Source organism: Bradyrhizobium altum (assembly GCF_020889705.1).
GTDB classification, from domain to species: domain Bacteria; phylum Pseudomonadota; class Alphaproteobacteria; order Rhizobiales; family Xanthobacteraceae; genus Bradyrhizobium; species Bradyrhizobium altum.
Genome location: NZ_JACMYP010000298.1, coordinates 1 through 10,099, shown reverse-complemented (window position 1 = coordinate 10,099; position 10,099 = coordinate 1). Strand labels below are relative to the sequence as shown.

Annotated in this window: 7 protein-coding genes; all 7 read right to left on the bottom strand. The window is 65.7% G+C overall.

What is annotated here, in order from left to right; translation table 11 throughout:
* Window positions 1-388, bottom strand: a 388-nt coding sequence (locus H8B02_RS40750) for an FAD-dependent oxidoreductase (protein ID WP_229171331.1), incomplete at its 3' end; no start/stop codon positions are given.
* A 4-nt stretch (window positions 389-392) separates the two neighbouring features.
* Entirely contained in the window at window positions 393-1,151 is a 759-nt protein-coding gene (locus H8B02_RS40745) for an SDR family NAD(P)-dependent oxidoreductase (protein WP_229171330.1), read from the bottom strand.
* 180 nt (window positions 1,152-1,331) lie between these two features.
* Window positions 1,332-2,414: a zinc-binding dehydrogenase gene (locus H8B02_RS40740; protein WP_229171329.1), complete on the bottom strand. Its 1,083-nt coding sequence runs from the start codon at window positions 2,412-2,414 to the stop codon at window positions 1,332-1,334.
* A 119-nt stretch (window positions 2,415-2,533) separates the two neighbouring features.
* Window positions 2,534-6,334, bottom strand: a complete 3,801-nt coding sequence (locus tag H8B02_RS40735) for an autotransporter domain-containing protein (protein WP_376711771.1) — start codon at window positions 6,332-6,334, stop codon at window positions 2,534-2,536.
* 240 nt (window positions 6,335-6,574) lie between these two features.
* Window positions 6,575-7,564, bottom strand: a complete 990-nt coding sequence (locus H8B02_RS40730) for a DMT family transporter (RefSeq protein ID WP_229171327.1) — start codon at window positions 7,562-7,564, stop codon at window positions 6,575-6,577.
* 193 nt (window positions 7,565-7,757) lie between these two features.
* Window positions 7,758-8,597: an aldo/keto reductase gene (locus tag H8B02_RS40725; protein WP_229171326.1), complete on the bottom strand. Its 840-nt coding sequence runs from the start codon at window positions 8,595-8,597 to the stop codon at window positions 7,758-7,760.
* A 216-nt stretch (window positions 8,598-8,813) separates the two neighbouring features.
* Window positions 8,814-10,099: aldehyde dehydrogenase family protein (locus tag H8B02_RS40720; protein ID WP_229171325.1), on the bottom strand; the 1,286-nt coding region annotated here is incomplete at its 5' end.

Here is a 10,099-nt window from a genome sequence, read left to right as displayed (position 1 = left end):
AGTCCCGATGCAGCGTCAGCGACGTCCCGATCAGGCCGTGCAGCGCCGCGGCGCGCGGCTTGGTCTGCGACGGTGTCGCCGCGGCGAGGAAGCGGGTCACCCAGCCGGCGTTGGCGACCGCCCACGGGAGATTCCAGCGCAGCGCCGGATGCGTGTTGGTGAGGTATTTCGGCAGGTTCTTTAAAAGCTGTGGCGTGTTGAGCGGCAGGATCGAGCCCGACGAGATGATGCCGGCATTGCCGTAGGAGGTCTCGCTGCCGGGCTCGCGGCGGTCGACGATGACGACGGAGAGACCGTGCTGCCGTGCGGCAAGGCCGGCCGAGACGCCGACCATGCCTGCGCCAAGCACGACGACGTCAGCCTGCTGTGCGGACGCGCCCTCGCTCATGCCGTCACATCAAGGTCAGGCCGCCATCGACCGGCAGCGTGGCGCCGGTGATGTGGCCCGCTTCCGGCGACAGCAGGAAAGCCACGACCGCGGCGACCTCATCAGGCTCGGCCAGCCGCTGCATCGGATTGGCCTTCGCCACTCGCTCCCAGGTCGCGGTGTCCAGCGCGCCGAACAGGCCGGGATCCTTGCGCGTATAGCCGGGCATCACGGCGTTTGATGTGGCGCCCGATGCTGCGAGCTCGATTGCGAGCGACTTCATCAGCACTTCGAGCGCGGCCTTGGCGGCGGCCGATCCCGGATAGGTCGCGCCGGGCACGAAACGATGCGGCCCGAAACTGGAGACCGCGACGACGCGGCCCTGCGCGCTGCGCGTGAGGTCGGAAAGCGCAGCCGCCGCGATCTCATGGAATGCCGCCGCCATCACGGCAAAGGCACGCTCCAGCGCGTCGCGCGGCAGGCTGGCGAAATCGCGCCGGTCGGCAAAGCCCGCGGCGTGCACGATGCTGTCGATCGGCCCGAAAGCGGCGCGCGCAGCCGCGACCAGCGACGTACCCGCGCCGGCCACGGCGAGATCGCCGGTAGAGACCGCGACCTTGGCGCCCTTGCTGCGGCATTCCTCCGCAACCGAATTCAGCCGCGCGAGCCCGCTGACCTCGGCACCCTGGCCATGCAGCATCAGCCCCTGATCGGGGCCGGCGAGCCGGCGCGCAACCGCGGCGCCGATGCCGGAGCCGCCTCCCGTGATGATTGAAACGCGCATGAGGTGCGTGCTGTCAGTGCGATAAGAGACGGCGAACTATAGGTTCGGCGTCACGAAATGCAAACTGCGAGGCCGAGCGACGGTGCGTAGGGTGGGTTAGCCGAAGGCGTAACCCACCACTCAATCGTGAAGAATGGTGGGTTACGCTTCGCTCACCCACCTTACAAAACCGGCATCAACTCAACGCCACGGCTCGACCAGGATCTTGGTGTGCGCCTCGGGATTGGCGAGATCGGCAAAGGCCTGCGCGACACCGTCGATGCCGACGCGGCCGGTGACCAGCGATGCCGCATCGACCTGGCCTTCCGCGATCAGACGCAGCGAATAGGCGAACTCCTCCGGCGTGTAGCCGAGCACGTACTGGACGTTGAGCTCCTTGATGATGCCGAGCATCGGTTCCGACTTGTCGGTCTCCATGCAGACCCCGACCACGACGACACGGGCGCTGCGCGGGGCGCCCTCGAACACCTGCTGCAACACGCCGGGCACGCCGACGCATTCGAAGATCAGCGCGGGCTTCAGCGGCGGCAGCAGCGCTTGCATCGGCGGCCGCGCCGCCTTCTCTGCCTCGGTCATCTGGGCGTGCTCGGCCCAGCTCGCATAAGGCTGCGTCTTGGCGGGATCGACCACGACATCGGCGCCCATCTTCTCGGCGAGCAGCCGCCGCGCCGGCGAGTAGTCGGCGGCAACGATCGGGCCGAGCCCCTTGATCTTCAGCGCCGCAATCACCGCAAGGCCGACCGGTCCGCAACCGATCACCAGCGGCACCTCGCCTCCCCTGATGTTGGCCATCGCCACCGCATGGACGCCGACCGCAAGCGGCTCGGTGAGCGCGGCGTGCTCGGCGGCGAGCCCGTTCGGCACTTCGAGCAGCAGCGGCTCGCTGAGCAGCATCTGCTCGGCATACGCGCCGAGATAGTCGTTGGAATAGCCGATGCCCTTCGGGCCTTCCGGCGTCAGCAGCGCCGGCAGCGAGCAGACGCGCGTGCCGGGCTTCAGCTTGCGCGTGGTGCCCGGGCCATAATCGAGGATCTCGCAGCAGAACTCGTGGCCGAACACGACGTCGCGCGACAGATCCATCGGCGTGCGGCCAGGCAGGAACTTGCTCAGCTCCACCATGCGGTGAGCATGCTTGCGCGCATGCAGATCGGAACCGCAGATGCCGCAGGCGAGCGACTTGGCCAGCACCTGGCCGGCGCCGGGCTTCGGTTCCGGCATCTGGTCGACGACAATCTCGCCGTTTCTGAAGATCGCTGCGCGCATGCTTCCTCCCGCGTGGGTTTCTTCCCACTCATTTTGATGCGTATTTCGTCCCGCGAAATACACTGTCGCGGATCAAGTCCGGGACAGGCTTTCGCTGCGGAAGGCTATAGCACGGAGGGTCACCACGTATAGCGCATGACGCCCTTGCCGGCGTAGGACTGGGTGACGTTGGAGAATTCACCCTCGAAGGTCGCAGCCGCCGACCAGCCGTTCCGCCACTTAATCTCCGCCGAGGCCGTGGTCAGCGCGGACTCGCTGGCCTGCGCCGCGCCATTGACCACGAAGGCCGCGCCCGGCAGCGTCTGGAACACGGCGGCTGCGCTGCGGTTCGGGTTGAAGTCATGCGCCCAGGCGACGCGGCCGCGCAGGGTCACGATGCCGCCGTCGACCGCAAAGGACTTATCGCTACGCAGGCCGAGCTCGCTCCTGACGTCGGTGACGCTCTTCGCCGCATAATTGAGCGCGAAGGCGCCGCCGCCGGAAACCACGCTTTCCGCATAGCTCGGCAGCTCGAAGCTGGTGAACTGCGCTGCGGCGTAGGGCGTCAACCCGATCCACGGCGTAGCAGTGCGATAACCGCCTTCGAGCCGGCCCGACCACGCATTGGCATTGAAGTTTGCACGCAGATGATCGACGCCTGCGGCGGTGACAATGCGGTCGGTGCTGATGTCCTGCCAGCCATAGGCGAGCGCTGCGCTCAAATACGCCGCACCGATGGTGTGGCGGACGAACGCGCCGGCCTGGAACAGGTCCGAGCGGCCCCAACCGAGACCGTTGACGCCGAAGCTGGTGGCGCCGCCGGCGAGCGCAAAGCCCGCAATGGTGTTCGGCGAGAAGCGGTAGTCGGCGCCCACCGCAGTGCCATAGATACTACTGCTGCTGTTGTTCGAGCCCAGCACCGCATTGCCACTGGTGGTCTGCGAGCCGCCATAACCTGCGGCCCAGATGCTCCAGCGTTGCGCGAAATCGGGCTGCAGCGGTGGCACCTTGGCGTAGATCGCGGCCAGCGCATCGCGCGGCTCGGTCGTGCGCGCCGCATACGCCAGCGACGCGCGCTCCTCGGCAAACGGCGTGGCGCCCGCGCCACTACTAAAACCGCCATCGCGTCCGGCGACGAACGGATCGGTCAACAGACCGAGGAACTGGTTCATCGCGTTGAACGTCGCCTGCTGCGATCCGGTCGCGCCCTCGCCCGAGGCCTGCGTCAGGCCATTCGGCGACAGTCCCGCGAACGCCGCGCCGATGCCGCCATTGGCATTGAAGAAGTTCTGCAGCGTGGTGGCGACGTTGCCCTGGTTGATATTGAGCTTCGACTTCGCGGCATAGTCGAGCGCGAAGTTGAGGTACGTGTTCCTGGCGTCGTAGCCGAGCGTCGCGACGAGCCCCGACGGCAGCCCGGTTGAATCGACGCCGGCGAACACGCCGTTGCGGCCGCCGTCCGCTGACAGGATGGTGTATTGCTTCATCACCGTGCTGCCGGCAGCGACACTGACGCCGACCGAACCGGCGAGCGTCGCGGCACCAGCCACCGTGGCAAAGGTCGAGGTGCTCGCATTGAGCCCGACGAGATAGAGCGCACCGGACTGGAACACGAGATTGCCGGCCACATTCAGGAAGCTGCCCGGCGCCGCGTTGCCGGGCAGCAGGATGCCACCGCTTGCGATCGTCGTGTTGCCGACGGTGCCGATACCGGAAAGCGCGCCGCCCGAATTCACCGTCACCGAGCTCGACGATACGATCGAGCCGTCGACTTGCAGGATGCCGCCATTGATAACGGTGGTGCCGGTATAGGTGTTGAGCCCCGACAGGGTCAGCGTGCCGCTGCCGGTCTTTTCCAGATTGCCGGGCCCGGTCGGGCCGCAGCCGCAGGGATCGAAATCGGCGATCACGCCGCTGACATTGGTCGAGAGATTGTTGCCGCCGACCGTGAGCGTGTTGCCGGCACCGACATAGTAGATACCTGAGCCCGCGATCGAGCCTGCCGTGATGCGGCCGTCGCCGCCCGGCCCAAGGCTGCCGCCGAAATCCACAAAGCCGATGCCGTTGGTGATGAATTGCGCCGTGCCGCCGGTCGCGTTGTCGAAGAACTTGACGTTGGCACCGCTCTCGGTGGTGATGGTGGCGTTTCCGGCGGTGGCATATGCACCGAAGATCAGGAAGCCGCCGGAATGGTTGGTGATCGTCGCGTTGCCCGCGGTCGGTGCCTCTGTCATGCTGAAGCCCGACGTGCCGAAATAGGTGTTGCCGCTGTTGTCGATCGTTGCGTTCGCCGCAGTGCTGTTCTGGAAGAAGCCGGTGAAGCCGGTAGCGCTCGTAATGATCGTCGCCGACACGGCCGACGAGAACTCGAAGAACTGCGTCGAGCCTCCGTTGGCGCCGTTGGTGATGGTGGCCTGACCCGCATTGGTGTGGCCGAGGAACACAACGCCGCCGCCGTCCTGGTTGTTGAACACGGCCTTGCCGGCGGTGCTGGTGTCCGAGCCGCCGGGAGGACCAAGCGCGTCGCCGAACACCACGGTGCCGCCATTGGTGTTGTTGAACGTGGCATTGCCGGCCGAGCTGGTGTCGCGAAAGATCGTGAGAGCGCCGTTGCTGTTGCTCACAGAGGCATTGCCGGCGGTGCTGCTGTCGCGAAACTGCGTGATGCCGTAATTCTCGTTGACGATTATCGCCGTCGACGCCGTCGTGGAATTGTGGAACGTCGTGGTGGCGACCCCGTTGAAGCCGTCGTTGACGATCTTGGTGATGCCCGACGTGTCGGCGTTGACGATGTCGAACTTGCCGTCGACGTTGACCTGGCCGACGATCGAGGCAGTGTGGCGGGCGTCGCCGAGTTGCAACGTCGCGCAATCGCAGATCGTGGTACCGCCGGTATAGGTGTTGGTGCCGAGCAACACCACGCGACCGAGGCCGCCTGAAGCATCCAGCACCGTCAGCTTGCCGGGTCCGTTGCCGTCAGCGATGTTGCCGGCGATCGTGAGCGTCACGCCGTTGGCGTCGATCGCGCTGCCGGTGGCGGACGTGTTGATCCTGAAATTATTGCTGAAGGTCAGGTGACTGAGGCCGTCGGCTTGGAATGCCGCGTTGTCCAGCGTGACCGTGCCTGACCCGACCGACTTGTTGTTGGTGACGATAACGGTCGTGTCGACCACCAGCGTGCCGCCCGTGTAGGTGTTGGCGCCGGAGAGCTGGACGTTGGACACGCCGGACGCGGACGAGTCGATCAAGCGCAGAACGCCTGCGCCTGCACCATCGGCGATCACGCCCTGAAGATTGACCTGGGCGCCGTTCGCATCGACCGTGCCGCCGGCCGCGTTGACCGCGATGTTGTTGGAGAAGGCGACGCTCGAGATGGTCGGCGACTGCATCTGGAAGGTGCCGGCGTTAAGCGTGATGGTGCCGGTGCCGACCGAATTGGCGTTCGTCACCTGCACCGTACCGGCCGAGATCAGCGTGCCGCCGGTGTAGCCGTTGGTGCCCGCAAGCACCAATGTGCTGTTGCCGAGCTGCTGCACCATCACCCCCGGCGCAAGTCCGTCGTTGATGTGGGCGCTGATGGTGATGGTCTGGCCGTTGTTGGCCCGGTTGATCAGGCCACCGCTCGGCCCCGTCAGAGCGAAGTTAACCGGATTGCCGCCGATCGTGTACGACTGCGAATTGGCGGTGAAAGTCCAGGAGTCCGGCAGCATCGGACCGGCGCCGATGGTGACCGTCGCCGATCCCGTCGAATCGAAAATGGCAGATTGGGTTGGGAGGATCGGCGGCGCACCGGGCGACGTCGTCGACCAGTTGGTCGAGAGTTGGTAGTCGGCTGTGCCCGTCGAACTGCCGGTGCCGCCCCAGGTGAAGCTCTGGGCCTGCGCGGAGTTGACCACGAACAGACTTGCAGCCGCCGAGACACAGGCCGTCAAGGCCGTCACGCCGCGAGACGACCGACCAAACGAGACAAAGAACAAACCAAAATGCACCTGCACCGCCCCCAAGCGCTCTCCGGCGCTGTTGGGGGTCAGGTTAGCATGCGGCCAATTGCGAGATTGTCGCTTGTTTTCGAATCCTTCGATTCAGCCTTCGCGAGATCGAAGTTTCGGCCCGACTGTTGTACACCCGCAACGCTAGTAGAGGCTGGATTCGCAACCAGCGCACGATTTGCGGTACCGCGGTCAGGCGTTTGGCGACGGCTCGCTGGCCACGGCGAGCAACTGCGAGCGGCGCATGCGCTCGCGGTGCGCGGTGTAGAGACCGGAGGCGACGATGAAGCCGGCGCCGAGGATGGTCCAGCGATCAGGCACTTCGCCGAAGATCAGGAAGCCGAGGATGCTGACCCAGAGCAGCTGCGTATAGGAGAACGGCGCCAGCACCGAGGCATCGCCATAGCGGAACGCCAGCACCACGATCCACTGTCCGACGGTGGACGCAACGCCGATCAGGATGCCGAACATGATGTCGTGCCAGCTCGGCGTGACCCAGACGAACGGCACCAGCGCGCTGACAATGGCGACGCCGACGATGGACGAATAGGTCATCACGGTGATAGGGCGTTCGCTGCCGCTCATCATGCGCGTCAGGATCAGCGTGGCAGCCCAGGCCAGCGCCGAGACGATCGGGAAGATCGCCGCGGGATGGAAGGCGCTGGTGCCAGGCCGCAGGATGATGAACACACCGGCGAGGCCGACCGCGGTTGCAATCCAGCGTCGCATGCCGACCTTCTCACCAAGGAAAGCGATCGACAGCGCGGTGACGAACAGCGGCGAGACAAAACTGGTGGCCGAGGCCTCGGCGATCGGCAGGAAGCCCAGCCCCGTGATGAAGATCAGGGAGGAGCCGAGCAGCGCTGCGCCGCGCAGCACGTGCAGGCCGGGACGGCTGCTGCGCAGCGCGAACAACGGCGTGCCCGGCAGCATCGCCGGCGTCATGATCAGCGCGAACACCAGGAAGCGGATCCAGGCGATCTCGATCGAAGGCAGCGAGGACGACAGATATTTCGCGGTGACGTCGGAGGTGCCCAAAAACACCGTCGACAGCAGGATCAGCGCAATGCCCTTGAACGGACTGTCGGTGCGGGCCGGCGCCTTGCGTGCAACAGACGTTTTCGCGGGCAATGAAAGGGTAACGCTGTCCAGCCTGGCGGCTACGGCGGGGGGCGGTGTCACGGCAATCTCGAAGGCAAAATAAGGGGAATCTGCTGTTCGTACAAAACGCCAATTCCGCCGCAAGAACAATGCCCGAAAACGGGACTCCGATATGCACCAGCGCGCGCGACCGCCCGCCGCAGCCCGTGCGCGGCCGCAACTGCAACAGTTTGTTAAGAACTGTGTGGAGCGGAGCCTGAGTGAATCCCGTGAATTAGAGCATCGGCAGCGAGCGCGGCTTCGGCCCGCGCGGGAACGCCGCGTCGAGTGCGGCGATCTCGTCGCCGCTGAGCTTGAGCGTTCCCGCCGCGGCATTCTCCGCCGCGTGGTCCGCGTTCGACGCCTTCGGGATCGCGAGCACCGACGGCAGCCGCGTGAGAAAGCTCAGCGCGACCTGACGCGGCGTCGCCTGGTGCGCCTGCGCGATCGATTGCAGCACCGCTCCAGATTTGCTTGATAGTGCGGGAAAATCATTGTGGCCGAACGGCGAGTAGGCGACCACGGCCACGCCATGCTGCTCGCACCACGGGATCACGGCGTGCTCGATGGCGCGCTCGCGCAGATGGTAGAGCACCTGGTTGCAGGCGATCTTGCCCTCGCCCGCGACATCGAGCAGCTCGTCGAGATCGTCTGCGTCGAAATTGCTGACGCCCCAGGAGCGGATCTTACCGGCCGCGATCAGTTCGTCGAACGCCGCGACCGTCTCGGCAAGCGGATAGGTTCCGCGCCAGTGCAATAGATAGCAATCGAGGCGATCGGTCTTCAGCCGCTTCAGCGAGCGCTCGCAGGCAGTGACGGTGCCGCGCCGCGAGGCGTTGCTCGGCAAGACCTTCGAGACCAGGAACAGCTCGTCGCGGCGGCCGGCGATCGCGTCCGCGATCACGAGCTCGGCGTCGCCATACATCTCGGCCGTGTCGATATGCGTCATGCCGGCGTCGATACCGCGCTTCAGCGCAGCGATTGCCGCCTTGCGGTCACCGCGATCGAGATACCAGGTGCCCTGCCCGATCACCGAGACCTGCGGGCCGTTGTTGCCGAATTTTCTTGTCTGCACGGGTTGCCCTTGTTCGCGCTAAAGCCACACGCGAAGGATAGTCGAATAAGTCAACGATGTCTCCCCACCGTCGTTCCTGCGAAAGCAGGGACCCATAGCCACCGAACGCTGTTGTCGAGAACGCTGTGGCCACAGCGTTCTTCAATTCAAAAACTTGTGGTTATGGGTTCCGGGTCAAGCCCGGGACAGTTTGTGGTGCTCACTCGTGCCAACAATTCACACGTTGAGATTCATCCACACCGCCTTCGGCTCCGTGAAGTTGTCGAGTGCCGCGGTGCCGTGCTCGCGGCCGAGGCCGGAGTCGCGTTGGCCGCCCCACGGCAACCGCACGTCGGTGTAGCCATAGGTGTTGATCCACACCGTGCCGGCGCGGGCCTTCTTGGCGAAGCGCTGCACGCGGCCCATGTCCGCGCTCCAGACACCGGCGGCGAGGCTGTAGGCCGTGCCGTTGGCGATGCGCAGCGCATCGGCCTCGTCCTTGAACTTGATCACGCTGACGACGGGACCAAAGATCTCCTCCTGCGAAATCCGCATCTCGTGCGCGACATTGGCGAACACCGCGGGGCTGATGAAATAGCCGCGGTCGCCGACACGTGCGCCGCCGGTGGCGAGATGCGCGCCCTCGTTCTGGCCGATCTCGACATAGCCGAGGATCGAGCGCATCTGCTTCTCGGAGATGACAGGTCCGAGCACAGTGGCGCGATCCGCGGGATCGCCGATGCGCAGGCTTTCTGCGCGGGCGACCAGGCGCTCGACCACTTCGTCATAGGCGTTCTCCTGCACCAGCACGCGTGAGCCGGCCGAGCAAACTTGACCGGCGTTGAAGAAGATGCCGGCCGCGGCAGCCTTGGCGGCGGCTTCGAGATTGGCGTCGTCGAAGATCACATTGGCGGACTTGCCGCCGAGTTCGAGCGAGACCCGTTTGAAGTTGCCGGCGGCGCCCTTCATGATGCCGCGGCCGACGCCGGGCGAGCCGGTGAAGGTCACCTTGTCGACATCGGCGTGATTGACCAGCGCGTCGCCGACGACGCGGCCGGGGCCGGTCACGATGTTGAGCACGCCCTTCGGCAATCCGGCCTCAAGCGCGAGCTCGCCGATCCGCAGCGCCGACAGCGAGGTCAGCTCTGCCGGTTTCATCACGACCGTGCAGCCGCAGGCCAGTGCCGGTGCGAGCTTCCACATGCCGATCATCAGCGGAAAATTCCACGGCACGATCGCGGCGACCACGCCGACCGGCTCGCGCACCGCGTAGGTCAGCGCATCGTCGCGCGTCGAGACCACCTCGCCGCTGATCTTGTCGGCCCAGCCGGCGTAATAGGTCAGCGTATCGATCGCGGCGGGAAAATCCTGGCGCAGCACCGCCGATATCGGCTTGCCGGCATCGAGGCTTTCGAGGGCTGCGATTTCGTCGGCGTGCTGCTTGAGCAGCTCGGCCCATTTCAAGAGGATATGGCCGCGCTCGGCGGCGCGCATGGTGCGCCACGGGCTCGAAGGCGCGGCGG